The 26,365-nt window shown below is 52.0% G+C and carries 25 protein-coding genes and 1 pseudogene; 3 read left to right on the forward strand and 23 right to left on the reverse strand.

The window, feature by feature from the left end; genetic code table 11:
* Positions 1 to 107 precede the first annotated feature (107 nt).
* The 11 genes from flgL to flgB form a co-directional block, all read right to left on the reverse strand.
* Positions 108 to 1,037: a flagellar hook-associated protein FlgL gene (gene flgL / locus CVE23_RS14180; RefSeq protein WP_100849788.1), complete on the reverse strand. Its 930-nt coding sequence runs from the start codon at positions 1,035 to 1,037 to the stop codon at positions 108 to 110.
* A 31-nt stretch (positions 1,038 to 1,068) separates the two neighbouring features.
* Positions 1,069 to 2,991, reverse strand: coding sequence for a flagellar hook-associated protein FlgK (flgK, locus tag CVE23_RS14185; protein ID WP_038919563.1), 1,923 nt, complete (start codon positions 2,989 to 2,991; stop codon positions 1,069 to 1,071).
* A gap of 126 nt (positions 2,992 to 3,117) precedes the next feature.
* Positions 3,118 to 4,068, reverse strand: coding sequence for a flagellar assembly peptidoglycan hydrolase FlgJ (gene flgJ / locus CVE23_RS14190; protein ID WP_038919564.1), 951 nt, complete (start codon positions 4,066 to 4,068; stop codon positions 3,118 to 3,120).
* A complete protein-coding gene (locus tag CVE23_RS14195; RefSeq protein WP_038919565.1) occupies positions 4,068 to 5,177 on the reverse strand; it encodes a flagellar basal body P-ring protein FlgI in 1,110 nt (369 codons plus the stop codon). Before CVE23_RS14195 ends, flgJ begins: the two co-directional genes overlap by 1 nt.
* A 16-nt stretch (positions 5,178 to 5,193) precedes the next feature.
* On the reverse strand, positions 5,194 to 5,910 hold the full coding sequence (locus CVE23_RS14200; RefSeq protein WP_033112348.1) for a flagellar basal body L-ring protein FlgH: 717 nt from the start codon (positions 5,908 to 5,910) through the stop codon (positions 5,194 to 5,196).
* A gap of 133 nt (positions 5,911 to 6,043) precedes the next feature.
* Entirely contained in the window at positions 6,044 to 6,826 is a 783-nt protein-coding gene (gene flgG / locus CVE23_RS14205) for a flagellar basal-body rod protein FlgG (protein WP_038919566.1), read from the reverse strand.
* 26 nt (positions 6,827 to 6,852) lie between these two features.
* The gene (locus CVE23_RS14210) at positions 6,853 to 7,608 is read right to left on the reverse strand and encodes a flagellar basal body rod protein FlgF (RefSeq protein WP_038919568.1); all 756 of its coding nucleotides are present in this window, start codon (positions 7,606 to 7,608) and stop codon (positions 6,853 to 6,855) included.
* A gap of 21 nt (positions 7,609 to 7,629) precedes the next feature.
* Entirely contained in the window at positions 7,630 to 8,829 is a 1,200-nt protein-coding gene (gene flgE / locus CVE23_RS14215; RefSeq protein ID WP_100849790.1) for a flagellar hook protein FlgE, read from the reverse strand.
* Positions 8,830 to 8,896: 67 nt separating this feature from the next.
* Complete coding sequence (gene flgD, locus CVE23_RS14220; protein WP_038919570.1) at positions 8,897 to 9,568, reverse strand: flagellar hook assembly protein FlgD; 672 nt, start codon at positions 9,566 to 9,568, stop codon at positions 8,897 to 8,899.
* 12 nt (positions 9,569 to 9,580) lie between these two features.
* Positions 9,581 to 9,985, reverse strand: a complete 405-nt coding sequence (flgC, locus tag CVE23_RS14225) for a flagellar basal body rod protein FlgC (RefSeq protein ID WP_038919571.1) — start codon at positions 9,983 to 9,985, stop codon at positions 9,581 to 9,583.
* A gap of 33 nt (positions 9,986 to 10,018) precedes the next feature.
* Positions 10,019 to 10,438 (reverse strand): flagellar basal body rod protein FlgB, encoded by a 420-nt coding sequence (gene flgB / locus CVE23_RS14230; protein WP_033567706.1) that lies wholly within the window; start codon positions 10,436 to 10,438, stop codon positions 10,019 to 10,021.
* A 166-nt stretch (positions 10,439 to 10,604) separates the two neighbouring features.
* Here flgB and flgA point away from each other — a divergent pair, with 166 nt between their 5' ends.
* From flgA to CVE23_RS14245, 3 genes are all read left to right on the forward strand, one after another.
* Positions 10,605 to 11,273 carry a flagellar basal body P-ring formation chaperone FlgA gene (gene flgA, locus CVE23_RS14235; protein WP_100849791.1) on the forward strand — a complete coding sequence of 223 codons (669 nt, stop codon included), beginning with the start codon at positions 10,605 to 10,607 and terminating at the stop codon, positions 11,271 to 11,273.
* Positions 11,274 to 11,417: 144 nt separating this feature from the next.
* Entirely contained in the window at positions 11,418 to 11,717 is a 300-nt protein-coding gene (gene flgM / locus CVE23_RS14240; RefSeq protein WP_038667902.1) for a flagellar biosynthesis anti-sigma factor FlgM, read from the forward strand.
* Positions 11,718 to 11,721: 4 nt separating this feature from the next.
* Entirely contained in the window at positions 11,722 to 12,159 is a 438-nt protein-coding gene (locus CVE23_RS14245; protein WP_038919573.1) for a flagella synthesis protein FlgN, read from the forward strand.
* Positions 12,160 to 12,229: 70 nt separating this feature from the next.
* Here the strand turns inward: CVE23_RS14245 and CVE23_RS14250 are convergent, their stop codons facing one another.
* From CVE23_RS14250 to motA, 12 genes and pseudogenes are all read right to left on the reverse strand, one after another.
* A complete protein-coding gene (locus tag CVE23_RS14250; RefSeq protein ID WP_049855046.1) occupies positions 12,230 to 12,652 on the reverse strand; it encodes a flagellar protein FlhE in 423 nt (140 codons plus the stop codon).
* Positions 12,652 to 14,735, reverse strand: a pseudogene (gene flhA / locus CVE23_RS14255) (flagellar biosynthesis protein FlhA). The gene CVE23_RS14250 and the pseudogene flhA overlap by 1 nt, the downstream one beginning before the upstream one ends.
* Positions 14,728 to 15,879, reverse strand: coding sequence for a flagellar biosynthesis protein FlhB (flhB, locus tag CVE23_RS14260; RefSeq protein WP_038919577.1), 1,152 nt, complete (start codon positions 15,877 to 15,879; stop codon positions 14,728 to 14,730). Before flhB ends, flhA begins: the two are co-directional and overlap by 8 nt.
* A gap of 226 nt (positions 15,880 to 16,105) precedes the next feature.
* On the reverse strand, positions 16,106 to 16,750 hold the full coding sequence (gene cheZ, locus CVE23_RS14265; protein ID WP_013318518.1) for a protein phosphatase CheZ: 645 nt from the start codon (positions 16,748 to 16,750) through the stop codon (positions 16,106 to 16,108).
* 9 nt (positions 16,751 to 16,759) lie between these two features.
* Entirely contained in the window at positions 16,760 to 17,149 is a 390-nt protein-coding gene (cheY, locus tag CVE23_RS14270; protein ID WP_013318519.1) for a chemotaxis response regulator CheY, read from the reverse strand.
* A 34-nt stretch (positions 17,150 to 17,183) separates the two neighbouring features.
* Positions 17,184 to 18,236 carry a protein-glutamate methylesterase/protein-glutamine glutaminase gene (locus CVE23_RS14275; RefSeq protein ID WP_013318520.1) on the reverse strand — a complete coding sequence of 351 codons (1,053 nt, stop codon included), beginning with the start codon at positions 18,234 to 18,236 and terminating at the stop codon, positions 17,184 to 17,186.
* Positions 18,236 to 19,108 (reverse strand): protein-glutamate O-methyltransferase CheR, encoded by an 873-nt coding sequence (gene cheR / locus CVE23_RS14280; RefSeq protein ID WP_013318521.1) that lies wholly within the window; start codon positions 19,106 to 19,108, stop codon positions 18,236 to 18,238. The genes CVE23_RS14275 and cheR overlap by 1 nt, the downstream gene beginning before the upstream one ends.
* 707 nt (positions 19,109 to 19,815) lie before the next feature.
* On the reverse strand, positions 19,816 to 21,519 hold the full coding sequence (locus tag CVE23_RS14285) for a methyl-accepting chemotaxis protein (protein ID WP_049855044.1): 1,704 nt from the start codon (positions 21,517 to 21,519) through the stop codon (positions 19,816 to 19,818).
* A gap of 117 nt (positions 21,520 to 21,636) precedes the next feature.
* Entirely contained in the window at positions 21,637 to 22,134 is a 498-nt protein-coding gene (gene cheW / locus CVE23_RS14290) for a chemotaxis protein CheW (protein ID WP_013318523.1), read from the reverse strand.
* A gap of 35 nt (positions 22,135 to 22,169) precedes the next feature.
* Positions 22,170 to 24,203, reverse strand: a complete 2,034-nt coding sequence (gene cheA, locus CVE23_RS14295; RefSeq protein WP_174213773.1) for a chemotaxis protein CheA — start codon at positions 24,201 to 24,203, stop codon at positions 22,170 to 22,172.
* A 17-nt stretch (positions 24,204 to 24,220) separates the two neighbouring features.
* Positions 24,221 to 25,351 (reverse strand): flagellar motor protein MotB, encoded by a 1,131-nt coding sequence (gene motB, locus CVE23_RS14300; protein ID WP_038919582.1) that lies wholly within the window; start codon positions 25,349 to 25,351, stop codon positions 24,221 to 24,223.
* Positions 25,348 to 26,235 (reverse strand): flagellar motor stator protein MotA, encoded by an 888-nt coding sequence (motA, locus tag CVE23_RS14305; RefSeq protein WP_038667872.1) that lies wholly within the window; start codon positions 26,233 to 26,235, stop codon positions 25,348 to 25,350. Before motA ends, motB begins: the two co-directional genes overlap by 4 nt.
* Positions 26,236 to 26,365: the final 130 nt, after the last annotated feature.

Below are 26,365 nucleotides of genomic sequence, written 5' to 3' on the forward strand. Positions count from 1 at the left end.
CATTGCGAAATACACGGCAAAAAAAAGCATGTCATCTTATTAAGGATGACATGCCAAAAAGAATACGCCCGGTTTAAGCGTATCCAAATACGGGTCGCTATTCCGTTTTATTTATTAAGCTGGAACAGCGAAAGACTTTGCATATCGCTAAAGGCTTTATATGAAGCCTGCAGAGACTGTTGTTGCATCATATATGTGGAGATGGTCGCAACCATATCGATGTCAACCAGGTCGCTCAATGTCTGTTTGTTCGCCGTAGTACGATCGGTACCAATGCTATCCAGCGTGTCGATCTCCTGCAGTTGAACACCTAGCGTTGCCTGCGCAGAAGACACGTTAGTCAGCGCGTTCTTGAGGCTCTGACTGGCTGCGCTGATTGATGCAGTATTGGCACTCTTCACGGCGTCAGTGGCGCCTTCCAGCGGAGTTTCCAGCGCGCTAATCGCGCTATCCAGCGCACTGAAGATGTCCGCGGTACCGCTCGCGTTGTTAAATACGTCGGAACCAATATGCCCGACCGTCATGATACGGTCCGCATCCACTTGCTGGGAAATGGCCTGATTACCACCCACATAGCTAACGGTGCCGGACGCATTGGTAGTAAACGGCTGAGAGTCGGTCTTGTAGCCACCGAAAACATAGCTGCCATTACCATCCGTACTGTTTGCCAGATTGAGCAATTGAGATTTCAGGCCACGCAGAGAGGTTGCAATAAGCTGGCGATCGTTATCATTCTTTGTACCGTCCGCGCTTAACAGCGTCGTGCTGGCCGAGGTCAATGCGGTCGCCACGTTGGTCAGCACAGACAATTCGCTATTCATGCCATTTTCAGCAAAGGTGCGCGCCAGCGTATATTGCTCGTTTTGTGCCTGCGCCTGGTTGACCATAACCGCCTTGGACGCCGCTATCGGGTCATCAGAAGGGGTTAACACGCGAGTGTTGCTGGCAAGCTGCTGGCCTGTTTTGCTGAAGGATGACAATCCATCTGTGACGCCTTGCATGCTCTGCTGAAAAATAATACTGGTACTCAGTCGCATAACTTATTCCTTACTGTTTCTCGTCACAAATTTAGCTACGGATCGCCAACAGGGCATCAAAGATCGTCGAAGCAGTCTGGATTACCTTGGCATTCGCCATGTAATACTGCTGGAAACGAACCAGATCGCCATACTCTTCATCCAGATTGACGCCGGATACAGACTGTTGCTCAGTAGTCAGCTGCGACACCACATTTTTCTGTGATGTATCGGTAACCTTGGCGGTACTGGTTTTGTTGCCGATATCCCCGACCAGACTGGCATACGCCTGACTGATACTGGATTTATTCTCTACAACCTTGCTGGTCTGCAAATTCAGTAACGCTTTAGCGTTGGTGTTATCACTCACGCCACCACCGGCTGACGTCAGCGAAACACCGGCCGCCGCAATCTTGGACGAATCCGTCACTTTCACCGACATATCCACGACGACATCGCGAACACCCTTGACCGTAAACAGGTCTTTCGCTGCCGGCGTACCGGAGATATCCAGTTTCATCCCGTCAAAAATCAGACTGGCCGACGTCGAACCGCTGGCTGCGGTATACGTCGCAGAGGAAGACAGGTCGGCACCATCCGACAAACGCGTGATCGACCAGTCATTAGCTGCCGGACCAACGAATTTGACGCTATAGTCGCTTGCCTTAATGTAGTTGGTGTCGTTACGCGTCAACGAAGCGGCGGACGTTGAGCCGGTCGGCGCAGTTTGCGAAATGGATGATTGCCCCGGTGATACTTTGAAACTGAAAGTATCGCCTGATGCAGCCGAACCGGAAATATCGATAGTGAAACCATCAAAGGTCAATGCAGAGCCGGACAGGGTTGAGGCTGCTGTCGTACCGTCAGAGCGGGTAACGCTCCATGACGTTCCGTTGTACTGCATTGAGTAAGTATCGCTCAGATAGGAAGAGGTCAATTCGGTAGCAGACGTATTTTTGGCGCTCTTTAACGTGACGGATGAGCCAACGCCAAAGAAATCCCCGCCCAGATCATTGTTCAGGTCGTACCCGGCTTTGTGTTGCTGGTTGAAAGCATCGGCAAACGCCAGCGCCATCTGTCCCAACTGATTGCGGGCGCTATCCAGCGTACTGGTACGGAAATTGAGCAAACCGCCGAGAGAACCACCGGTAATGGTGCTTTCTTTTACTTCACTCACGCCGGCGATCGCATCGTTGTAAGAAACAGTTGTGCGAGCCGGGTCAGTGCTGGATGGCGTAGCGACCAGCGTATTGTAGCTTTTGCCCTGAACCAGGGTCAGGCCATTTTTCAATGCAACGTTGTAAATGTCGCCATCCTGGACCGCCACATCCACGCCAACCAGCTTGTTCAGGTCATTAACCAGGTTATCGCGCTGGTCCAGCAGATCATTCGGCGACGCGCCGTTATTGGCGCCCTTCAGACGAATAATCTGATCGTTGATATCCGCAATCTGTTTGGCATAAGTATTAATTTGCGTAACGGTGATGGAAATCTCGCCGTTGATATTGCTGTCCATATCACGCAGGTACTGATCGGTAATCTTGAACTGATTGACCAAGGCTCCGGCTTTGCCCAGCACGGTTTGACGCACTGAGGAATCGCTGGAATTGCTGGTCAGGTTCTGCAGGTTCTTAAAGAAGTCCTGAATTGTGGTGGACAGGCTGGATGAACTGCTCGACAACAGGTTATCGATCTTGGAGATCTGGCTGTAATACGACGTGGTCGCGCTGCTTGTTGTCTGTGCCGCACGTAACTGTTTGGCAATGAAATCATTGTAGTCACGATTGATGCTGACAACGCTGACCCCGTTGCCAATATAACCGGCGGAAAGATTGGTGCCGTTGTTCTGTGCCAACAGTGCATTTTGACGGCTATACCCTGTAACAGCCTGGTTACTGATGTTGTTACTGACGGTACTCAACGCCGCCTGGGCAGCACTCAAACCACTCATTCCGGTGTTAATCAAATTGGACATGCTGGGTTCCTTTTACTCTTACTCATGCACAGACAGGGCAGTACCTATTACCGGGCACAAAAAGATATCGCCGTTATAAATTAACTTGTATAGCTATCGGCAGACGGGCTGAAAACTTGAGGAAAATTAGAAAATCCCGCTCAGGTCGTGCGTATAGGCCTGAACCGCCTTTTCACCCGAGTTTTTCATCTGCTGAATCATGCTTACCAGCTTCTTCGCATAAGCCGGGTCAGTCGCATACCCTGCCTGTTGCAGCGCCACCGCAGCCTGTTCTGCGGTGGCCGCAGCAGAAACACCGGCATAACGGGGATTCTGCGTCAGTAATTTGGCGTAATCGTTTAATGCTTCCAGATAAGAACCGTACACACGGAAGGCGGCTTTGACCTTTTTGGCGATGCCCTGCTCGTATTCTGTCGTGGTAACTTCCGTGACCGGGCCATCCCAACTACTGCCAGCTTTAATACCAAAAATGTTGTGACTGCGACGGCCATCGGCGGTAGGAATCTCACGCTGCCCCCAACCGGACTCCAGAGCAGCCTGCGCCATAATCAGATGATGTGGGATACCGCTTTGCTGGCTAACCAGCATGGCTGGCGTGGACAACCGGGAGATAAAGTCGGTGCTGCTCATCGGCAACGCCGACGATTTTTCCGGTAGTTTGGGGACGGCCTTACGCACCATCTGTTCCAGCACAAACGAAGGCATGGCCCGGGCTAATTGACCATCGGGTTTGAAAGGCGCCGTCGATGCGGGTTCATTCCCGGCAATGCCCTGGCCCATCATCTGTTTTTCAATTACGGAAGCCAATCCCAGCCCCTTGCCCGACGACATTTGCTGGGCCAGTTGCTGGTCATACATTGATGTGAGCATGCGGGTTTGATCGCTGCTGAAAATGCCATCTTTCGGCAACGCGTCACGCATACTCTTCATCATCATCTGCACGAAGACGCCTTCCAACTGTTTAGCCACAGCGCGAATCCCTTCCCGGCTCTGGGGATGACTGGATACATCCCGCTTCAGCGAGTTAAGCGACTGTGTCTCATAAGCAGGATTGTTAAACGCCTTCATATCGCTCATCAGATAATTTCCAGCTTCGCTCTCAGGCAACCAGCACTTTCCATCGCCTGAAGAATTGACATCAGATCCATCGGCGTGGCGCCAAGCGAGTTCAATGCTCTGACCACACTGTTCAGGTTCGCACTGGAGTTGACTCGTTGCAGCGCGCCGCCTTCCTGACGCATGGAGATTTCCGTTTGCGGTGTCACGACCGTTTGCCCGCCTGCCAGCGGCGTGTTCGGCTGACTGACCACATTTTGCTGGTTGATGGTAACGGACAGGTTGCCCTGAGCGACCGCGCAGTTCTCCAGTTGGACATTGCGGTTCATGACCACCGAGCCAGTACGAGAGTTAATGATAACCTTGGCGTCCAGCGTGCCGACATTCACCTCAATATTCTGCATGTCGGCCAGGAACCTCACCTGAGCGCTGTTGCCGGCAGGCACCACAACCCGAACAGTACGCGAGTCCAGCGGAGCTGCCGAACCACCGCGACCAAAACGGTTGATGGCATCGCTGATGCTCTGTGCCATGGTGAAATCATCCTGATTTAACTGCAGTATGATGGTATTGCCGGTGCCAAAAGTATTGGGCAGTTCACGCTCGATGATTGCACCGCCGCTGATACGCCCGCCCGACAGTTGGTTTACCTGCACGCTGCTGCCGCCCGCGGATGCGCCAGCGCCGCCGATCAATACGTTCCCCTGCGCGATAGCATAGATCTGATTATCCACCCCTTTCAGCGGCGTCATCAGCAGCGTACCGCCGCGCAGGCTCTTGGCGTTACCCATCGAAGAAACGACAACATCCACCGGTTGTCCCGAACGGGCAAACGCCGGCAACTTTGCCGTCACCATAACGGCAGCCACGTTTTTCAACTGCATGTTGGTACCAGCCGGAACGGTAATCCCCAACTGAGACAACATGTTGTTCAGACTTTGAGTGGTGAACGGCGTCTGCGTGGTTTGGTCACCGGTGCCATCCAGCCCCACCACCAGACCATAGCCAATCAGGGCATTATCACGCACGCCCTGAATACTCACCAGATCGCGGATACGCTCGGCCGATGCAGGCGGAGCCACCACCATCAGCAAAGCAAGAAGAACGGTAAAGATTGAAGTGATCCGCATTGTATGCCTCATCAATTTAGAACGGCGAAACATTAAGGAAGAACCGTTGCAGCCAGCCCATGGTCTGCGTTTCATTAATGTAGCCATTACCCACATATTCCATACGCGCGTCCGCCACTTGTGTTGACGGTACGGTATTGCTGCCGCTGATAGTTCTTGGGTTTACCACCCCGGAGAAACGAATAAATTCGGTTCCCTGATTAACTGCAATCTGTTTTTCACCCACAACGTGCAGGTTGCCATTCGTCAGCACCTGATCCACGGTAACCGTGATAGTCCCGGTAAAGGTGTTATTCGCGTTGGCGCCGCCTTTCCCGGTAAAGTCATCTTTGCCGGTAGCGTTAAATGCGGCCCGGTTATTGCCCAGTGGGCCTTCCAGCAAACGCGGCGTCGTGGTCATACCGAACGAGCCGGAAGCATCACGACTGGCATTCGCCGACGAACTCTTGCTCGCGCTGACGTTTTCCTGCAGCACAATGGTAAGCGTATCCCCTACATTCCTTGGGCGACGATCCTCAAACATCGGTTGATAGCCATAGTTCATCGCCTGCCCGGTCTGGAAAATAGAACCGTTGGGAATAGCCTGTAAAGGCGGTGCAGGCTGCGCTGTCGTTGGCCCGGTCACCACCTTGTCATGAGGTATATAGGCGCAACCGGACAGTGTTAACATCATCACGTATGCCAGCAGACGGGGCCGACATGGCTGCAACGCTGCAACCGACTTCGTATTCATCATCACTACGGATATCGCCTTACTTTCAGTAATCTATCCACATATTGAATCAAGGTGGCCACTTTACCCATCTGCATTCCAGCCGCAAATCAGTAAAACGCCACCCTATTTAACAAGCATTACCCAGGAAAGATTACAGCTGGGTCAGTTTCTGCAACATCTGATCGGTGGAAGAAATCGCCTTGCTGTTGATTTCATACGCGCGTTGAGTCTGGATCATCGACACCAACTCTTCGGCGACGTTCACGTTCGATGTTTCAACGAATTTCTGATAAATCAGACCCGCTCCGTTCAGGCCAGGCGTGCTCTGAGTCGGCGCGCCGGAACTGGCGGTTTCCGCATACAGGTTTTCGCCGAGGTTTTCCAGGCCCGCCTCGTTGATGAACATAGCCAGGTTCAGCTGTCCGATCTGCACCGGCGCAGTCTGCCCCTGCTGAGTCACGGTGACCACCCCGTCGCGGCCAACCGTCAGGTTGCTGGAGTTTGCCGGGATAGTGATCGCCGGCTGGACCTGAAAGCCGCTGGATGTCACCAGCTGACCGTTGGAGTCCTGCTGGAAAGAGCCATCGCGGGTATACGCCGTGGTTCCATCCGGCATCAGCACCTGGAAGAAACCGGCGCCCTTGATCGCCATATCCTTCACATTACCGGTTTCGGAAAAGGAGCCTTGCGTATGAATGCGCTCGGTTGCCACCGGACGCACACCAGTCCCCAGTTGCAGACCTGACGGCAGTGTGGTCTGTTCTGAAGACTGCGCCCCTGGCTGACGAACTGTCTGGTACATCAGGTCCTCAAATACGGCACGCTGACGCTTAAAACCATTGGTGCTGACGTTCGCCAGGTTGTTGGATATGACATCCATATTGGTTTGCTGGGCGTTCAGACCGGTTTTGGCAATCCATAAAGAACGGATCATCGAGTCACTCCTGTGCGCAAGGGCACTTAATTCATTGCAAGTATCTGATTAGCACGTTGCGTATTATCATCAACGCTGCTGATCACTTTCATCTGCATCTCAAAACGGCGCGAGTTGGAAATCATCTCCACCATCGATTCAACCGTATTGACGTTACTGCCTTCCAGTACCCCCGGCATTACCCTGACCGTTGCGTCATTCTGTAATACCGCACCGCGCTGCTGCTGCGCGGCCGGGGACACACGAAAAAGCCCGTCGTCGCCACGGGTCACTTCAGTTCCCGTCGCCTTGGCCAGCTTCAGGCGCCCGATCTGGGTAACCGTGTTCGCGGCATCGCTAGGGTTTAACGCATTGATGGTACCGTCAGGGCCGATAGTCAGCTGAGTCTGAGGCGGAACGTCAATCGGGCCGCCGTCGCCCATCACCAGGTTGCCCTGAATGGTCAACTGCCCGTTGGCGTTGATTTCCATATTACCGTTGCGGGTATAGGCTTCACTGCCGTCCGCAGCACGCACCGCCAGCCAGCCGTCCTGCGACAAGGCAACATCCATCGAACGCCCGGTATAATCCATCGAACCCGGGGTGGTATCCGCCCCAGGAGTTGATGATATCACCAGTGTGCGCGTCTCGTTGGTCACCCCCTGGATCGGCACAGCACGCATCGCAGCCAGCTGCGCGCGAAAGCCCGGCGTCGAGGCGTTGGCCATGTTGTTCGACGTAATGGCCTGTTGCTCCAGCGTCTGGCTTGCTGCGCCCATCGCTGTATAGATAGCGTGATCCATGCAATATCCCCGTTATGATAATTAACGCAGGTTGACCAGTGTATTGAGAATCTGATCCTGCGTTTTGATGGTCTGCGCATTCGACTGATAGTTACGCTGGGCAACGATCATGTTAACCAGTTCCTTACTCATATCGACGTTGGAACTTTCCGTCGCCTTACCAACCAGTTTGCCCAGGTTGCCGGAACCTGCCAGACCGACAACAGCCTGACCAGAATTACTGGTTGCCGCCCAAACGTTATCCCCCTGGGGAGACAACCCTTCCGGGTTAGCGAAGTTAGCCAGCGCAATCTGCCCAAGTACCTGGGTTTTCGAGTTGGAATAAGAGCCGACAACCGTACCATCGTTACTGATGCTGTAACCGGTCAATTCACCCGGAGCATAACCATTCTGTGTTGGCGTCTTGGTGCTATTGGAACCGCTGTTCTGCTGTACTGTGCCGGTAAACGCAAGCGTAAAGGTACTGGCGGCAGAACCATTCAACGTCGCCATGGTTAACGTCGCCGGCGTCGTCGTCGTCAGCGCACCACTGTTATTAAAGGACAACGTGGTCGGCCCCTGGAAACCGGCGCCGGTAATGCTGGTATCCTGAGCGTACACGTTCCAGCTGTTGGCGGCGCTTTTCACAAAATAGAGCGCAAAGTTATGCTCGTTACCCAAGCTATCGTAGGTAGTGATGGAACCCTTGTAGTTTGAGGTATTGGTCGGATCGGTCGCGTCCCAGGTATTGGTGCTATCCGATGAGTTCAGGTTGGCGATAATAGATGCCGTGGTCGTCGCGTTGGCCGACATAGTGGTTTCCGGTATGCTCAGCGCCACCGGGTCTGCACCTTGCTGAATGGTCGGCGGAGTACCGGTGGCGGGATAACCGGTCAACTGCAGCCCCTGCGCGTTGACGATATTACGGCTGCTGTCTAAGGTGAACTGACCGTTACGGCTGTAAACCACACTGCCGTTACTGTTAAGAAGACGATAGAAACCATTCCCGTTAATGGCTACATCCAGCGAACGAGACGTACCGGTGATAGAACCGTTGCTAAAGTCCTGCAGTACGGATGCAACTCGGGTCCCCAGACCTACGTTGGAGCCGGCATACATATCGGCAAAAGAGATATTACTGGCTTTGAAACCAACGGTAGCGGAGTTGGCAATGTTGTTGCCAATCACGTCCAGATTGTTAGAGGCAGCGTTTAAGCCACTGACCGCCTGAGAAAAGCTCATAGTGCTCTCCTGAATATTGATGAACTGTTATTCACTAAAAAAGTGACGCGCGTTATATCCGTAACTGCTACAAAATCTGACGTACATTATCCAGCGTGGACTGACCGCTCAGGCCCAGGTCCAGTAATGCCCCACTGCTATTGGTGACCACGCCATTCACGTACGCGTAGTTCAGAGCCTCTACTACCTGCTGAGTACCATTTGAGGTAGCGGAAACCGAAATTGTATAAGCGCCATCTGGTGCGGCCGTACCATCAGAGACCTTGCCATCCCAGGAATAGGCATGAACCCCGGCGCTCAATGAACCCAGTTCCATACTGCGAACCACTTTGCCGGAACTGTCGGTGATATTGACGGTCACGTTCTCCGCCGCATTTTCCAACTCAACGCCGAACGGCGTAGTCGTTTCCTTGCCGACTAGCACTTTGGTGCCCGGCACCAGCACGCCGTGACCAATCAATGAGGCGGCCTGAATGGACTGGTTGCTGTTGATTTGCGTGGAAATGGACCCCAGTGTGGTGTTCAGCTTCTCGATGCCGCTCACCGTGTTTAACTGAGCCAGCTGAGAGACCAACTGGTTGTTATCCATCGGGTTGGTCGGATCCTGATTTTTCAGCTGAGCAACCAGCAGAGTCAGGAAGCTATTCTGTAAGTCAGCACTGGTACTTCCGCTGACAGACGATGTCGACGTCGTTGATGTAGTACTTTGGACGTCACTGACAGAAGATGTGGTAGCCATGAATTCTCCAGATTACTGACCAATGGTTAATGTCTTCAGCATCATCGATTTTGTGGTATTCAATACTTCCACGTTCGCCTGATAGCTTCGGGACGCCGAAATGGTGTTAACCATTTCATTGACAGGATTCACATTCGGCATGCGGACATAGCCTTTGGCATCGGCCAGCGGATTTCCCGGCTGATAGACCAGTTTTTCCGGAGAAGGATCTTCGACCACTTTGGCGACTTTCACACCACCAGTCGCCTGCCCCGGAGCAGCATCGACCTCAAAAACCACCTGCTTGGCGCGATAGGGCTGACCATCGGGTCCCGTAACGCTGTCGGCGTTAGCCAGGTTACTGGCGCTAACGTTAAGGCGTTGAGACTGGGCAGAGAGCGCCGAGCCGGAAATATCGAAAATATTAAGTAACGACATGAGACATCAACCTTATATCTGTCGCCAATGCTGTTATGATGACCCGGACTGAAGTACCGACATCATCCCTTTAATCTGCCCGCCGATAAGCGTCAGGCTGCTCTGATACTTGAGACTGTTGTCCGCGAAGTTGGTACGTTCGCGATCCATGTCAACCGTGTTGCCATCAAGAGCCGGCTGAGTCGGGACACGGTAGAGCAGATCAAGTTCGGGCGGTTGCACTGTCTGAGCGGGAATGTGTCGTGCAGACGTCAGGCTCAGCGATACTGACTGGCCGCTGGCACGCCCTTGTTCCATGACTTTGTTCAGTTCGCTGGCAAAATCAATGTCACGCGCCTGATAACCAGGAGTATCCGCGTTGGCTATATTGGCAGCCAAAATCTCCTGACGCTGGGCACGGAGATTCAATGCTTCTTGCTGAAACCGTAGCGCGGCATCCAATTTATCGAGCATGCTCCCTCCGCAATTTAAACTTTAGTGCTGGTAGGATAATTCTCATCCTGTAAAAATCATCGCAAGAATAGACATAAAATGAAGCGCTATTTATTGCCTTAACTGTAAGCAAGTACCGTTACACTGATACCGTGAAATTAAACGGGTTTTGGAGAGCGTAAGACTGATGCCGGATATCAGAAAATACATACAGTTATCGATTTTGGGTATCTTGTTTGCCCCGGTACTGGTGAATGCTGCCGATCTTGCATCACAAATTTCCCGCTTTTTTTCGGATAATTTTAAAAGCTCGTCCAATACGATTAATGTGGTGGTAAAGACGCCTGAAGCCCAATGGCCCGTTTGTGAAAATCCACAGATCTCACTGCCGGGGAATGCCAAAATGTGGGGCAATCTTTCAGTATCTGTTCGCTGTAGCCAAGAACGGCGTTTCGTTCAGGTCGAAGTGCAGGTTACTGGAAACTATGTGGTCGCCGCGGCTCCGGTCAGCCGGGGAACAGAACTGACGTCCGGCGATATTCGAACCATCCGCGGCAGGATCGATCAACTCCCTCCCCGCGCCTTGTTCACCCCGGAAGAGGCCCAGGGCGCAGTGGCGCTGCGGGATATCGCCCCAGGCCAGCCCATCACCCAGGTGATGATTAGAAAACCCTGGGTGATCCGCGCTGGGCAAAACGTGCAGATTCTGGCCCAGGGGGATGGTTTTAACGTACGCAGCGAAGGAAAGGCGATGAACAATGCGGCTTCGGGCCAATCTGCCAGAGCACGCACGGCTTCAGGGCAGGTCGTATCAGGCATCGCAACCAACGATGGGATTATTCTGATCTCACAATAATTTGCTAAAGTAATGCTCAATGCTGCCGATATGATGTACATAGTCGCTGATGATATACTGGTTAAATAAATGCCAGTTTTAGATGGTGTTAGCTATCTCATTGATTATCATCATTTATACTTTTCATGACACGAGCACACTACCATGAGCATTGATCGGACCCAGTCAGTCAAACCGGTAAGCCAGGTTCAACCCCGGGATACCGGCGACGTAGCAAAATTGAAGCGGAAGGAAGAAACCGGGCAGCAAAGCGGTGTGACCGGTACTCAGGTTAAACTAAGCGATGCGCAGTCCAAGCTGATGCAACCGTCGTCGCAGGACATCGATATGCAGCGCGTAGAAACCCTGAAGCAGGCTATTCGTGACGGTTCATTAAAAATGAACGTCGGTAAAATTGCTGATGCATTAATTAAAGATGCTCAGGACTTAATCGCAGGCGACTAACCCTATGGAAAAACTTGTAAAGCTGCTGGAGCAACTGCTGTTCAACATGCGTGAACTCGAGGTTGTGCTGTCTGATGAGCAGTTGTTGCTCTGTGCAGGCCATGTTGATGGGCCAGCTCTGCAAGTGATTACCGATAAAAAGGGCTCTCTGTTATCGACTATCCAGCATTTGGATAAAATTCGCCTGCAGGGAGAATCAGTGTTGCGAGTAAAAGCGCCTTACTCTAGCCATGCAACCCTGGAACAAACCTGGCAACAGATCACCGCGTTAAGTGAATCTTTGCGCGATAAAAACCAGCATAACGGCTTACTGCTTGGTTATCATCTCGATCACAACGAAAAAGCGCTGGCGGTATTGAAACCTCGTCACGCACAGTCTCTGTACGGACCGGACGGTCAATCTCGAAGCAATTCTATTTCTGGCCGAAGAATCAGTATCTGATTTGAACTAAACCAGTCGGCTTACTCGCGCATCTTGTCATAGAAATATCAGTGCATATAATTTCAATGCACTATTTATAGTTCACTGATATTTCATTGGATGCCACATCCACCGACGTAGCCATCCGCCCGCTTCCAGGCACATAGAACAACATCCTGAACTCGCTGTTGGCGGGTACGCCCTGCAATCCGCGAGTTTGCCCGCTGGCGCCATCCAGATTGATACAACGATTAGCGGCGCAGAGCTTGACGGCAAGATCTATCGGCGCTGGCGATTTCAGTTGATATCGCCAGTAGATTACCGTCACGGATTGGGCGGCCGTTACGCCCAACCCAGGGGGAGGAAGCAACGCAGGCGAAGAGGCCAGCATGCCCTTGTATTGAAATGATGGCCCAGTCAGGCTTGTATTCCACCCGCCTTGTTGAGCGTGGGCGCTAAATGAAAACGCCCCTGTCGCTAAACTAAAAAGACCGACTATCAACATGTTCTTCATCAGGAAGACTCACCAATCATCGACGTCATTCTGATCTGCCGGCTATCGCTGATCTCGAGGTTCGACAATACGGCAATTTGCGGCAGGCTGCGGCGCAGGAAACGTGACAATAATCCGCGCAGTGCGTGGTTAACCAGCAACACCGGCGGTGCTCCCAGCATTTCCTGTCGCTGCAATGCCTGTTTTGCCTGTTCCAGCAGTCTGTCGCTCAATCCGGGTTCCAGACCACCGCCGCCCTGAAGCGCCTGTAACAGCAAACGCTCCAGCGCACTGTCCAAGCCAATAACCTGCAGCTCCGTATCGCCCGGGAACCACTGCTGCGTGATAGCCCGCCCCAACGCAATACGCACCGCGGTAGTCAGCTCATAGGGATCGGTTTGCACCGGCGCGTGCTCGGCCAGTGTTTCAATAACCGTGCGCATGTCCCGAATCGAAACCTGTTCACTTAACAGATTCTGCAGCACCTTGTGCAGCGTCGTTAAGGTCACTACGCCCGGAATAAAGTCTTCGGTCAGCTTCGGCATTTCCTGAGACACGCGGTCCATCAATTGCTGCGCTTCCTGACGGCCGAACAGCTCACTGGCATGCAGGCTGAGTAAATGGTTCAGGTGCGTAGCCACGACCGTACTGGCCTCAACTACGGTATATCCCTGTGTTTGCGCCTGCTCTTTCAGCGCACTTTCAATCCAGATCGCCGGCAGGCCAAAAGCGGGATCTTTAGTCAAATCACCTGGCAAGGTACCTACCGCATTGCCGGGATTGATCGCCATCCAGCGTCCCGGATGGGCTTCACCGCTGCCGATTTCGACCCCTTTCATTAGAATACGATAGCTGGCTGCAGATCCAGATTGTCCCTAATGTGCACGACCGGGGGTAGAAAACCCATTTCCTGAGCAAATTTCTTTCTGATACTACGAATACGCCCGAGCAACTCGCCATTTTGCTGAAAGTCGACCATCGGAATTAAGCGGTACCCGACTTCCATACCGAGCGGGTCCTCCAGTTGCACATCAGACCAACTGGCCTCCACCACCTGCGGTGTAACAGGCGCCGCAGCCGCGGCTTCATTCGCTGCAAACTCCGCTTTGCTTTCCCCTTTCCGCATCCACCAGGCCAGCCCTAACAACGCGCTGGTGAAAAGTAGGAAAACGAAGTTAGGCATGCCGGGGACCAAACCGACCAAGCCCAACACCCCGGCGCTCAGGACCATGACACGCGGGTTATTGAACAGCTGGGTCACCATCTGCTGACCAACATCCTGATCGGTACTGACTCGAGTCACGATCACACCGGCCGCGGTTGAAATCACCAGAGCTGGTATTTGCGCCACCAGACCATCACCGATAGTCAACAGGGTGTAGTTCTCAACCGCCTGTCCCAGCACCATATCATGCTGAACCACCCCTACCAGCAATCCGCCGATGATGTTGATGGCCATAATCATCAGCCCGGCGATGGCGTCACCCCGCACGAACTTACTGGCACCATCCATGGACCCGTAGAAATCCGCCTCCTGGGTCACTTCAGAACGCCGTTTCTTGGCCTCATCCTCACCAATCAACCCAGCATTCAGGTCGGCGTCAATAGCCATTTGCTTACCTGGCATACCGTCCAACGTAAAGCGCGCGCCAACTTCAGCGATACGGCCGGCACCCTTCGTGATAACCATAAAGTTGATCAGCACCAGGATAATGAACACCACAATACCGATGGCAAAATTACCGCCCACCAGGAAGTGGCCGAAGGCTTCAACCACACGCCCGGCGGCGCCGGCGCCGGTATGCCCGTCCATCAAAATGATACGAGTCGATGCCACGTTGAGCGACAGACGCAACAGCGTGGAAAACAGCAGAATGGTAGGAAAGGCGGCAAAATCGAGTGTGCGCTGGGTAAACATGGCGACCAGCAGCACCATAATGGACAGTGCGATGTTAAACGTAAACAACAAGTCCAGAACAAACGGTGGCAACGGCAGAACCATCATCGACAAGATGAGCAATATCAGAACAGGTCCTGCCAGGATCTGCCATTGGGAACCTTTCATATTGCCTGGTAGGCGAAGCAAAGAGGCCAGATTAGCCATCGGTTGTTTTCTCTTTAGCAAAATCCAGTGCATCCGGCACAGGTAAGTTTTTAGGTTTACGCGGTATCAAACCGCCTTCACGTTTCCAGCGCTTGAGCTGGTAGACCCAGGAAAGCACTTCAGCGACTGCGGCGTATAATCCGGTGGGAATGTGATGCCCAATCTCAGTATGACGGTAAAGGGCGCGTGCCAGCGGCGGTGCTTCCAGAATCGGGATACGATGCTCTGCTCCCAATTCGCGAATGCGCTGCGCTATCTGATTGGTGCCTTTGGCCAATACCTTGGGCGCATGCATTTTCTTCTCATCATACTTCAGTGCCACGGCATAGTGGGTCGGGTTGGTAACAATCACATCCGCTTTCGGTACATCCGCCATCATTCGACGCTGGGCCATCGCCCGCTGCTGCTGGCGAATGCGGCCCTTGATATGCGGATCCCCTTCGTGTTCTTTGTATTCGTCGCGGATTTCCTGCTTGCTCATACGCAGCCGCTTAATATGGCTCCATATCTGCCAGCCCACGTCAAAAGCCACCATGGGAAAGAGCCCCAGGATCACCCAGAAGCAGCACAGGAAGGCAATGTTCAGCGCATCTTTTATCGCGATCCCCAATGGCTCAGACACAAGGTGCAGCATGCTATTCCAGTTGTGCTTGAGAAACCAGAAAGTAATGCAGCCGACAATGACGGCTTTGAGGATGGCTTTAAATAATTCGGCCAGTACATGGGTTGAAAACATACGTTTCAACCCAGATAGCGGATTCATTTTACCAAAATCGAAGCTAATCGCCTTGGTGCTAAAAATCAGTCCCCCCAGCAATATCGGCGCTGCCAGGGCAACCAGCACCAGACCGAATAAGATAGGGACAAGCGCCATCACCGCCTGCTCGATCAACGAACCGACATGGGAAATAATTAACCGCTCGTCGCTGATGAAGTTATGGTCAAATATTAATCCTTTGGCCATCATATCAGTCAGTCTGGCTGCCATGCCGGAGCCGCTTCCCCACAAAATCGCCAGGCCGGCGATCAACATAAGCACCGACGTCAATTCTCGCGATCGGGGAATCTGACCTTCTTCTCGGGCTTTTTCCGTTCGTTGGGGGGTGGGAGCTTCTGTTTTCTCCAGATCGCTATCGTCTGCCACTACAGCCGCTCCTGTTAATGCCCGCTGACATAAAGTTATACACCGCTAGCATGACAAATCCGGCAAATCATGATGGGTAGAAAAAAGGAGAAAATAAGCGGCTATTTATTTTATTGCATAAGACGGGGCGCAGGAATTTACGATCGGGACACGCCCGATCGTAAACATCCACATACCTTACGCCACGATGCCCACTCATACGGATGCAATGGGTGTCGGGGAAAAATCAGAAACCCAGGCTATCCAACAGGTCATCAACCTGATCCTGGTTAGAAACAATACCTGCAGCGGTTTTATCAACCTGAGGCCCATTAAGCAGGCCTTCATTCGCACGACGGGTTTCAGACGGTTTTTCCGGAATGTTTTCCAGCAAGACCATCAGCAGTTGTTTTTCAATTTCCTGAACAACATCCATCATGCGCTTAATCACTTGCCCGGTTAAATCCTGGAAATCCTGAGCCATCATGATCTCCAGCAACTGAGCATTGGTAAACGCAGTATGGTCTGGGACGGATTCAAGGTAATTGCGCGTATCGGTAACCAACTCACGCGCCTCCGACAATTCAATCGGATTCTCAAACCACTGATCCCAGCGAACCTTCAGGGATTTGGATTCTTCTTCCAGTTGATTCTGACGAGGCTGGGCTGCTTCAACACAGCTCAATGCGCGCTCTGCCGCTTGTGCGGTCATCTGGACTACATAATCAAGACGATCGCGAGCATCTGGAATCGCTTCCGCCGCTTCAGTGATCGCCTGATCCAAACCAAGCTCTTTCAGGCTATCACGCAGCATGCGTGTCAGTTGCCCGATACGAGAAATAATCTCTGTGGCAGACGCATGATCGTTAATGGGCATCGGATGTGGATTCATGGCATCTCCTTACATACCAAGCTTTTCGAAAATCTTACTCAGTTTTTCTTCAAGCGTAGCGGCAGTAAACGGTTTAACAACATAACCACTGGCACCAGCCTGTGCTGCAGCAATAATATTCTCTTTCTTTGCCTCAGCGGTTACCATCAGAACGGGAAGCTTGGAAAGCGTGCCATCGGCACGGATAGCCTGCAACAGCTCAAGTCCGTCCATATTAGGCATGTTCCAGTCAGAAATGACAAAATCGAAACCGCCTGAACGGAGCTTGTTCAGAGCATCAGCGCCATCTTCCGCTTCTTCCACATTGTTGAAGCCCAGCTCTTTTAGTAGATTTCGAACAATACGACGCATCGTCGAAAAATCATCCACTACTAAAAATCTGAGTTCTTTATCAGCCATACCTACTCCTAATATTATTGCTCACCCGGAGCTGCTATATACGTAATGCCTGTCCGGCAGAAACTTGTGCCAGCATCCGCTGACTCACCTGGTGCAAATCCACCACCTCATCGACACCACCGAGTGCAATAGCCTCTCGCGGCATACCGAATACCACACAGCTGGCTTCATTTTGCGCGATCGTATACGCTCCCGCTTTATGAAGTTCCAGCATTCCCGCGGCCCCATCATTTCCCATGCCAGTTAGGATTACTCCTACCGCATTTCGCCCGGCGTACTGTGCAACAGAGTGGAACAGTACGTCAACAGAAGGACGATGACGATTAACCGGCGGGCCATCATGCAATTTTACCTGATAGTTCGCACCGCTACGCGCCAGCTCAAGATGGCGGGCGCCAGGCGCGATATACGCATGCCCCGGCAGGACACGTTCACCGTCTTCGGCCTCTTTCACTGTAATCTGACACAGTTTATTTAACCGCTCAGCGAAAGACTTGGTAAATCCCGGCGGCATATGCTGAGTAATCAGCAACGCCGGGCTGGTCGGCGGCAACGGCTGTAAGACATGCCTGATCGCCTCGGTGCCGCCGGTTGAGGCGCCAATTGCGATCAGTTTTTCACTACTAAGCAACGGTGTACTGGGGATCAACACCGTAGGCGCAGGCGCCGCGTTGCGCTGGGGCAAACGCGCCTTGGCAGCCATACGGATTTTTTCCGCGATCAGTTCACTGTATGCCAACATCCCTTCGCGAATGCCCAACTGAGGCTTGGTAACAAAATCGATCGCCCCGAGCTCAAGCGCCCGCAAAGTAATTTCCGAACCTTTACCGGTCAGCGAAGACACCATCACCACCGGCATTGGACGAAGTCGCATTAATTTTTCAAGAAAATCAAGGCCATCCATACGCGGCATTTCCACATCGAGCGTCAACACCTGCGGATTGAACTTCTTGATTAAATCACGCGCCACTAAAGGGTCAGGTGCAGTGGCAACCACCTCCATATCGGGATGACTATTAATGATTTCGGTCATGATCTGACGCATTAGCGCAGAATCATCAACACATAATACTTTTATTTTGCTCATTATCTTTCCTTAGCCAGCCCATAAACAGTCTGCCCGCGCAGGTAAAATTCCCGACTGATCTGACTGAAGTTCTCTGAATGCCCGGCAAACAATAATCCGCCCGGTTTAAGCAGCGGAACAAAACGACGCAAAATGCGCTCCTGGGTCTCTTTATCAAAATAAATCATTACGTTACGACAAAAGATCGCATCAAAAGGCGCTGGCAGAGACCACTCGGGAGCCAACAAATTCACTTGCTGAAAATGTATCATGTTCGCCAGGTCCGGCCGAACACGGACCAACCCGCTGTGCGGCCCGGTTCCCCGCAAAAAGAAACGCTGCATCTGCTGTGGAGAAAGCGAACGCAGATCTTCCTGCCGGTAAATGCCGGCAGACGCTTTCTCTAAAACCTGTGTATCAATATCGCTGGCTATGATCTGACAGTTACTGGCACGGTCGCCATAGACTTCAGCCAGAGTCATCGCCAATGAGTAAGGCTCTTCTCCCGTAGACGCAGCGGTACACCAGATGCTGTACCCTCCGGGCCGTTTACGGGCGTGCTCGGCAAGAATGGGGAAATGGTGCGCCTCACGAAAAAACGCCGTCAGATTGGTCGTTAGCGCATTAATAAATGCCTGCCATTCGGCACTGTTCGGGTCCGATTCCAGCAAAGCAAGGTACTGACCAAAATCGTTGATTCCCAGTAAACGCAGCCGTCTGACCAGACGGTTGTAGACCATCTCACGTTTATGATCGGCCAGCACGATGCCGGCGCGCTGATAGATAAGCTGGCTGATTCTTCGGAAATGAACATCAGACAGCGGCAACCGTTCAACCATCTGACTCAAAATAGATGTAGAACCTGAACGATTTGGCGATGGTGTATTTTTCATATCTGACCGCCCGAAAATGGATAGATGATTTTATTGTTTTCCAATCAGACTTCCCATTATAGCTATTACAGGTCTCATGCTTTAATCTCCGGCATCTTCTTATGCGATGAACCGGATACCACCCAGAATACCAGCGGGAAGCATGCTTTTATCAGCCCTTCTCCGACGGATTAATGGCGGTAATCATGCGATGGTTTACATTGATGCCTTTTCGGCATTGTTCATCGTGAAGATTGCTCACCGAAAAATAATGCAACCCTTATCGTCGCCATACGCCTCTGAGTGCGATCAGCCGCATCTGACTGACAATCACGCCCAGAATGCCGTTAAAATACGCCTATACAGTTGGCATTACTTATATCAATCGGCCGTATTAAACCTTTCTTTAACTAAAGAAGCGTCATAACGGTAACAAAAATTAAAACTGCAACCTTTGTCTCAAAACCACAGCCGTATCAATACCGGCTGCGTAACATTAAGGCACAGAATCCCTTAAAAATATCTTAAGTAAACATCATCCAATATAGCGTCTCCCTGCCATTTTTTTGTTCCGTGATGCAACTTTCATTAGTGAGAAAAAAGAAAGCTGCAAAAATCATCAGATGAAAATCTATACTCAGCATTGCTATTGTTGCTCAGGATAAATTTTCATTATTGCTTGTCTATTTATCGGATGGGCCGATAACCTGGCCCATCCGATTCAGCGATTAAAAGGTTTCCCAGTTATCGGTGGTTTTACTGGCTCTGGCCTTTTTCTCTTTCTCTGCGGAAGCCGGCGTTGCCAGGAGAACCGGTTTGGAAACCGGCGCCCGTGAGGCAATCGCAGCGGGGCGTCCGGCCGCCATCGTAGCATCCGACAAACGGAATACGGCCACTGCCTGATTCAGTACCCGAACCTGCTCTTCAAGCGCATTCGCCGCAGAGGCAGATTCTTCCACCAGCGAGGCGTTCTGTTGGGTAACGCGGTCCATCTCGGTCACCGCCAGGCCAACCTGATCGATACCGCGGCTTTGCTCCTCAGACGCAGAAGCAATTTCGCCCATGATGTCAGTAACGCGCGTGACGGCACCGACGATCTCGCCCATGGTTTCCCCGGCACTTTCGACCAGTACGGAGCCTTCTTCAACCCGATTTACCGAATCCTCAATCAGAGATTTAATCTCTTTTGCCGCTTGAGCGCTGCGTTGGGCCAGGTTACGCACCTCGCCTGCCACAACAGCAAAGCCTCTTCCCTGCTCTCCGGCTCTGGCCGCTTCAACAGCAGCGTTCAGCGCCAGGATATTGGTCTGGAAGGCGATACCATCGATCACGCTGGTGATATCAGCAATCTTCTGCGAACTGCCAGCGATGTTATGCATGGTTTTCACCACGTTATCGACAACCTTGCCGCCTTTCTGCGCTGTTTCGGAGGCGCTCAACGCCAGTTGGCTTGCCTGACGCGCATTCTCGGCGTTCTGTTTCACGGTGGATGTCAACTGCTCCATGCTGGCCGCAGTTTCTTCCAGCGCCGCCGCCTGCTGTTCGGTTCGTGACGACAGATCACTATTGCCAGCGCTGATTTCCGATGCGCCGGTATAAATGGCTTCTGCGCCCTGCCGAACCGCACTGACCGTCGTAAAGAACTCAGTCTGCATATGGCGCAGGCTATCCGCCAGAATCCCCATTTCGTTCGTGCCATGGAAATCAATCCGGGTAGTCAGGTCGCCTTTCGCCATATGCCGGATATGTTCAATAAGATTGGTCAATGGCTGAATAAGTGAACGATTGATACCCAGCCAAACAAGCAGCGCCATCACGACAACCAGTATCGCTACCGATATCAGCAACCATAATGCCGTTGAATAAGCCGAATTATTTTCCTCTACGGCATTAGCATAGACTTTGTCGTAAGATTCTTTGTAAGAATAATAGGCCTTCTCGAACTTGTCCTGAAAACTTTGAGTCGGCTGATCAAAAAACTCCTTCAGCCTACCGTTAGAGATAAAAACAATCAGTTCGCTTAACGCGCTGTTCAACGTGGTGTAATTATCTTTCACCACTTGAGCCACAGCCGGATCCTGCTGATTGGTATAAGGGATCTTTTCATAGTTGGCGAAGTGGGTGTTGGCGATAACCAGCTGTTTTTTCGCCAGTTCAATCAGCTCCTTGGCTGATACGCCGCCAGATGCCCCGCCTGATGCGTCCATGGCATAACGTGTTCCTGCACGGTTCAACGTGTTACGCGTCTGCAATAAATAAGACCAGGTAGATTCCAGTTCTGATTTCTGCTGATTAATAATTCGTGTCGTCGTAAAGATATCTCTGTCCGACTTCAGTGCATTAAAAAATAACCCACCAGAAATGATTTGAAGAGCAATGAATAGTCCAAGAACGATAACGATCCCGGAAACAACTTTTACACGATTCAGCATATTAAGCCTTAATAACAACGATCACTGATGCTTGTGCATCTCTATAACTTTTGAATTCCAGAGATTGAGGGTATCAAATGACATGGGCCACCGAAGTGGCCCAATATGGCTGGTTTATTAAACCTTCATGACGCTATCAACCAGCGCCATTTCCTCGCTACTGAGTAGCTTCTCAATATCAACCAGAATCAGCATACGCTCGCCCAGAGAACCCAGTCCGGTGAGGTATTCCGTCGACAGGGTCACCGCGAACTCCGGCGCCGGACGAATTTGATCAGCAGTCAGTGACAACACGTCAGACACGCCATCAACCACGATGCCCACTACACGCTGTCCCAGATTCAAAACAATGACGACCGTATTGTCATCATAATCGACTTCCTGCTGCATGAATTTGATGCGCAAATCGACGATCGGCACGATGACGCCGCGAAGGTTGGTAACACCTTTAATAAAGCTCGGCGTGTTGGCAATACGAGTGACCTGATCGTAACCGCGAATCTCTTGAACCTTCAAAATGTCCACGCCGTACTCTTCGTCACCCAGCGTGAAAATCAAAAATTCCTGACCTACTGTCTCGCCTGCTAATTTTGTGACATTTGCAAGTCCAGTCATGTTTCTCACCTTTAATCTATAGCTGTAATTTGCTGTTAAGCTGCGGTTTCAACCACACGCTTTTCCCGATAAAGCGCCTGCAACGCAGAAACATCCACAATCAGCGCTACGCTACCATCACCCAAAATAGTTGCGGCTGAAACGCCTGGCACCTTGCGATAATTGCTTTCCAGGTTCTTCACAACAACCTGATGCTGACCAATCAACTGGTCAACCAGCAAGGCATAACGACGGCCGGCACTCTGCAGGATAACAACGATACCCTGAGTGGCATCCGTTTTTGCTCCGGCGACATCGAATACCTGATACAGCTCAACCAGTGGCAGATATTCGCCACGGACCTGCAGCACACGCTCTCCTCCAGCAAGAGGATACAAATCCTCGGCCTGCGGCTGCAGAGACTCCATAACCGCGTTAAGCGGCAGGATAAATACATCACTATTGACCTTGACCGACATGCCATCCAGGATCGCCAGCGTCAACGGCAGAAGAATGCGGATGGTGGTTCCCTTACCTTTCACGAAATGAATTTCAACATGCCCGCCCATCTCCTGGATATTTCGTTTCACCACATCCATGCCCACGCCACGACCCGACACATCGGTCACTTTCTCGGCAGTAGAAAAACCGGGAGCAAAAATCAGCATACCGACTTCTTCGTCAGTCATGCTATCGCTCACCGCCATCCCCTGGGACAGGGCTTTGGCCAGGATACGCTCGCGATTCAGACCCGCACCGTCGTCAATCACTTCGATACAGATATTGCCGCCCTGATGTTCCGCAGACAGCGTCAGGTTTCCGACAGCCGATTTGCCCGCTTCAATACGTTTTTCCGGTGACTCGATACCATGGTCCAGACTGTTACGTACAAGGTGCGTCAACGGGTCAATAATACGTTCGATCAGGCTCTTATCCAGCTCGGTTGAACTTCCCAACTGGGTCAGTTCAACTTCTTTGCCCAGCTTGGCGGCCAGGTCGCGAACCAGACGCGGGAAACGGCTGAATACATATTCCATCGGCATCATACGGATCGACATCACGGACTCTTGCAGGTCACGCGCGTTTCTTTCCAACTGCCCCATGCTATTAAGCAGGTCGCCATGAGCGACCGGATCCAGCGCACTGGAGCGCTGAGCCAGCATGGATTGAGTAATCACCAGTTCACCAACCAGGTTAATGAGCTGGTCAACTTTTTCCACCGCTACACGGATACTGGTGTCACCGGCTTTTTGTCTGCCTTTGGCTGCATCATTGCCGCCTGCAGGCTTGGCCGCCGGTGCAGCCGCCACTGGCGCAGCAGGCTGAACGGGGGCAACTGGCGCAGGCGCAGGCTCAGTCGGCTCGACCACCGCAGCAACTGGCGGAGCAGCGTCGGCTGGCGCTGCCTGAGCGGCAGATTTGAAGTTGATTTGGTCCGGCTCCAGCACAAAACACAGCACAGCGCTGATGTCATCTTCACTGGCTGACGTTTCCAGCGTTAACTCAACACTGTTGCTGGTCTGCGCCGTATCTTTTACCGTACCCAGATTCCCCAATTCTTCAAGCAACTGAGGAATATCTGACTCTTTCAGGTTGGTAAGGGCAATACGCAATCCCGAATGACCGCCGGCGGAAGCCGGCGTAGGGGACGCGGAAACCGGTTGTTCAGCATTTACCTTGACAGAGGCCGCTCCGGCAGCACCATCATCTTTGGACTCCAGAGCAAGCTGGCGCAGAGCCTGACAGATATACTCAAAGCTTTCGGCGTTGGGCTCTTGCGAGGTTTTGTAAGCATCCAACTGATCCTGCATGATATCTTTGGTTTCCAAAAACAGGTTGATGATATCAGTGCTCAATCGCATTTCACCGCGTCTGGCACCATCCAACAGGTTTTCTAATATGTGTGTGGTTTCCTGCAATACCGTGAAACCGAACGTTCCCGCGCCCCCTTTAATCGAGTGAGCAGCGCGAAATATGGCATTCATCTGTTCCGTATCGGGCGCTAACGGATCAAGTTGCAATAAATGTTGCTCCATGTCCGCCAACAATTCATCTGCTTCATCAAAGAATGTTTGATAAAAAGCACTCATGTCCATGCTCACGTGGGTCACCTCTGCTGTGAATCGCGGCTTGTTGAAGAAGGTGTCGCCTGGCTATCAGGTGCTGCTGGCAAAGCTGTAGTAGGCTGCCGACGTCCTGTCGTCGACGCGCCATTCGCCCCCGATGCCGGCGCCGTCGTTGCCGGTGCTTGGGCTGGAGCCACAGTTGAGCCAGATGCAGGCGTCCCATTGGTTTCGGGTTGTGGTGTAGCCGTACTGTTACCGTTATCGGCAGGCGCGGTAGCAGGTTTGGCCTTTTCCATCCCCATGTTCTGTAAATTCTCTATTTTATCAATGTTTACTGCGCTGCTTTCAGCATTTTCACGTTCGATGTTTTCCTGCGCCTGCTTGTTCAGGACAACCAGACTGATTCGCCGGTTGATGGCATCGCTGCCTCCCTTCGCCTGCTTTAAATTCATCGTGTCGGCCATTCCAACTACGCGTAAAACCTTGCCCTCAGCCAGTCCACCAACAATCAGTTCGCGCCGGGAAGCATTAGCGCGATCGGCCGACAACTCCCAGTTGCTGTAGCCTCGCTCCCCCATTGCATACTGTGCATCATCAGTATGGCCCGATAAACTGATTTTATTGGGAATATCATTCAAAATCGGCGCGATGGCTCGCAAAATATCGCTCATGTAAGGCTCAACCTGGGCGCTGCCGGTTTTAAACATTGGGCGATTGTTACTGTCAATAATTTGAATGCGTAGCCCCTCATCCACCATTTCAATCAACAGGTGCGGGCGTAACGCTTTAAGACGGGGATCGGCCTCAATCAACTGATCGAGCCGCTCCCGCAGTTTGTTCAGTTTGATTTCCTCAAGACGGCCATCCATGGTGTCAATCTGCCGCTTCACATCGCCTTCTTGCTGAGTAGGATCCGAACCGCCGCCCGGGATGGGGTTGGAGGCATCACTCATCTTCGGACCGGACGTGATGGCAATTTTCAATGGCGTGCGGAAATATTCGGCAATCTGAGCCAACTGGGAAGGTGAGGAAATGGCAATCAGCCACATGACCAGGAAGAGAGCCATCATAGCGGTCATGAAGTCGGCATAAGCAATCTTCCATGAACCACCATGATGAGCGGCATGCCCCGATTTACGTTTTTTGCGGATAATGGGATGCTGGTGTTTCATGCGTCATTTTCCGATGCCTGCTGTGCCGGTGCCTTCACATTACGAATATGCTCTTCCATCTCGGTAAATGAAGGACGCACTGTTGAATAAAGAGTTTTACGACCGAATTCAACAGCAATCTGCGGCGCATAACCATTCAGGCTGGATAACAGTGTCACCTTGATGCACTGAAGAACCTTGAGCTTCTCTGAGTTCTTCTGACGTAACAGCGACGCCAGCGGCGACACAAAGCCATATGCCAGCAAAATCCCCAGGAACGTACCCACCATCGCATGGGCGATCATCATCCCCAGCTCGGCTGCAGGACGATCAACAAACGCCAATGAATGCACAACCCCCATGACCGCCGCCACGATACCGAATGCCGGCAAACCATCCCCCATCAGGTTCAGACTGGTGGCCGGCACTTCGACTTCATGTTCGACAGTTTCGATCTCTTCATCCATCAGCGTTTCGATTTCAAACGCATTCATGTTGCCGCTGACCATCAGTCGCAGATAATCCGTGACGAACTCTACGATATAGTTATCAGAAAGGATGCGGGGATAATTCGAGAAAATCTCACTCTCTTTTGGGTTGTCGATATCAAACTCCAACGAAAGCATACCCTGCTGGCGGGATTTGGCCATCAACCGGAACAATACCGCCATCAGATCCATGTATACGGCTTTCGTATATTGGGATCCTTTCAACAGCGTGGGAAGCGCTTTCAGCGTCGCCTTTATCGCTTTGCCGTTGTTACCAACAATAAACGCACCAGCAGCCGCGCCACCAATAATCAACAGTTCCGAAGGCTGATACAACGCCCCCAACTCGCCACCCACGATAAGATAACCGCCAAGTATGGAGCCTATAGTGACAAGATAACCCAATATAACCAGCACAAGAATTCCTTATAGATAGTAAAAGGGTGGCGGAGAGAGTTATAAATGCAGTCTTACCAACGACTTATTTGGAGGGAATACTGCCATCGGGCAATGAACGCGCGATGACAGAACCACAAAATCGCCATCA

Source organism: Dickeya fangzhongdai (assembly GCF_002812485.1).
GTDB lineage: Bacteria > Pseudomonadota > Gammaproteobacteria > Enterobacterales > Enterobacteriaceae > Dickeya > Dickeya fangzhongdai.

Excerpts from the sequence above, each read along its gene's own strand:
- flgD (WP_038919570.1), bottom strand. The coding sequence starts at position 9,568 with ATGGCTACCACATCTTCTGTCAGTGACGTCCAAAGTACTACATCAACG.
- cheA (WP_174213773.1), bottom strand. The coding sequence starts at position 24,203 with ATGAGTGCTTTTTATCAAACATTCTTTGATGAAGCAGATGAATTGTTG.
- CVE23_RS14195 (WP_038919565.1), bottom strand. The coding sequence starts at position 5,177 with ATGCGGATCACTTCAATCTTTACCGTTCTTCTTGCTTTGCTGATGGTG.
- flgL (WP_100849788.1), bottom strand. The coding sequence starts at position 1,037 with ATGCGACTGAGTACCAGTATTATTTTTCAGCAGAGCATGCAAGGCGTC.
- flgA (WP_100849791.1), top strand. The coding sequence starts at position 10,605 with ATGCCGGATATCAGAAAATACATACAGTTATCGATTTTGGGTATCTTG.
- cheR (WP_013318521.1), bottom strand. The coding sequence starts at position 19,108 with ATGAAAAATACACCATCGCCAAATCGTTCAGGTTCTACATCTATTTTG.
- cheZ (WP_013318518.1), bottom strand. The coding sequence starts at position 16,750 with ATGAATCCACATCCGATGCCCATTAACGATCATGCGTCTGCCACAGAG.
- flgJ (WP_038919564.1), bottom strand. The coding sequence starts at position 4,068 with ATGAGCGATATGAAGGCGTTTAACAATCCTGCTTATGAGACACAGTCG.
- flgE (WP_100849790.1), bottom strand. The coding sequence starts at position 8,829 with ATGAGCTTTTCTCAGGCGGTCAGTGGCTTAAACGCTGCCTCTAACAAT.
- CVE23_RS14250 (WP_049855046.1), bottom strand. The coding sequence starts at position 12,652 with ATGAAGAACATGTTGATAGTCGGTCTTTTTAGTTTAGCGACAGGGGCG.
- CVE23_RS14200 (WP_033112348.1), bottom strand. The coding sequence starts at position 5,910 with ATGAATACGAAGTCGGTTGCAGCGTTGCAGCCATGTCGGCCCCGTCTG.
- flgM (WP_038667902.1), top strand. The coding sequence starts at position 11,418 with ATGAGCATTGATCGGACCCAGTCAGTCAAACCGGTAAGCCAGGTTCAA.
- flgK (WP_038919563.1), bottom strand. The coding sequence starts at position 2,991 with ATGTCCAATTTGATTAACACCGGAATGAGTGGTTTGAGTGCTGCCCAG.
- CVE23_RS14210 (WP_038919568.1), bottom strand. The coding sequence starts at position 7,608 with ATGGATCACGCTATCTATACAGCGATGGGCGCAGCAAGCCAGACGCTG.
- motB (WP_038919582.1), bottom strand. The coding sequence starts at position 25,351 with ATGAAACACCAGCATCCCATTATCCGCAAAAAACGTAAATCGGGGCAT.
- flgG (WP_038919566.1), bottom strand. The coding sequence starts at position 6,826 with ATGATCCGTTCTTTATGGATTGCCAAAACCGGTCTGAACGCCCAGCAA.
- cheY (WP_013318519.1), bottom strand. The coding sequence starts at position 17,149 with ATGGCTGATAAAGAACTCAGATTTTTAGTAGTGGATGATTTTTCGACG.
- cheW (WP_013318523.1), bottom strand. The coding sequence starts at position 22,134 with ATGACTGGACTTGCAAATGTCACAAAATTAGCAGGCGAGACAGTAGGT.
- CVE23_RS14245 (WP_038919573.1), top strand. The coding sequence starts at position 11,722 with ATGGAAAAACTTGTAAAGCTGCTGGAGCAACTGCTGTTCAACATGCGT.
- flgB (WP_033567706.1), bottom strand. The coding sequence starts at position 10,438 with ATGCTCGATAAATTGGATGCCGCGCTACGGTTTCAGCAAGAAGCATTG.
- CVE23_RS14285 (WP_049855044.1), bottom strand. The coding sequence starts at position 21,519 with ATGCTGAATCGTGTAAAAGTTGTTTCCGGGATCGTTATCGTTCTTGGA.
- CVE23_RS14275 (WP_013318520.1), bottom strand. The coding sequence starts at position 18,236 with ATGAGCAAAATAAAAGTATTATGTGTTGATGATTCTGCGCTAATGCGT.
- flgC (WP_038919571.1), bottom strand. The coding sequence starts at position 9,985 with ATGTCGTTACTTAATATTTTCGATATTTCCGGCTCGGCGCTCTCTGCC.